Source organism: Vibrio sp. 378 (assembly GCF_033339435.1).
On the sequence record NZ_JAWOUO010000770.1, the window covers coordinates 1 to 612 of the forward strand.

At 40.5% G+C, this 612-nt stretch carries 1 protein-coding gene; it reads right to left on the reverse strand.

Features of this window, described 5'->3' with window-relative positions:
- Positions 1–14 precede the first annotated feature (14 nt).
- On the reverse strand, positions 15–263 hold the full coding sequence (locus R7Q48_RS28755; RefSeq protein WP_005466481.1) for a hypothetical protein: 249 nt from the start codon (positions 261–263) through the stop codon (positions 15–17).
- Between the last annotated feature and the right edge of the window lie 349 nt (positions 264–612).

Consider the following 612-nt stretch of genomic DNA (forward strand, 5'->3'; position numbering starts at 1 on the left):
TGTAAGGAACAGGCTTATTTGATGAGCTTAGAGACCGCCCAACCTGCCAGGAATGCACAACCGATACTCAACAGCGGGCGCTCTTTAATGACGTTTTCTGCGGATTTGGTCGCTTGCTGAATGTTCTCTGCGCCGACTTCCAGCTTCTCTTTGGCATGTTCTTTCATGGCGCCAACCGCTTCTGAAGTGGCTTGCTCTGCAAGGTGGTACGCCTCTTCAAATTGCTCTTGAGGTTTAACTGCGCTTTCTTTTGTATTAGCCATAACTAGCCTCCGTTGATTGAGATTACCTTGGATTAAACGGTTGTGATTCCGCTGAGAAGTAATCTAATAAAAATGAATTCTTTTCGTTTCCTCGTGAGTGGTATTGCGATTACTGTGCCAAGTTAATAAGTCATTGTTTTTATTGAAATAGAATTTAAATAGCTCCAATCGTTGCAAAATGACCTGTAATTATTTCCTTTGAATGGATTCTTATTTGTAATTTTTTCTTATTCCCCACAAGCAATCACGCGCAATTAATAACCACCACCATGCTTACTCCTTATATTATCTGGCATCTCTCACACTCAATATTCATGGCATACAAAATGCTAGATATAAAATGCCACAT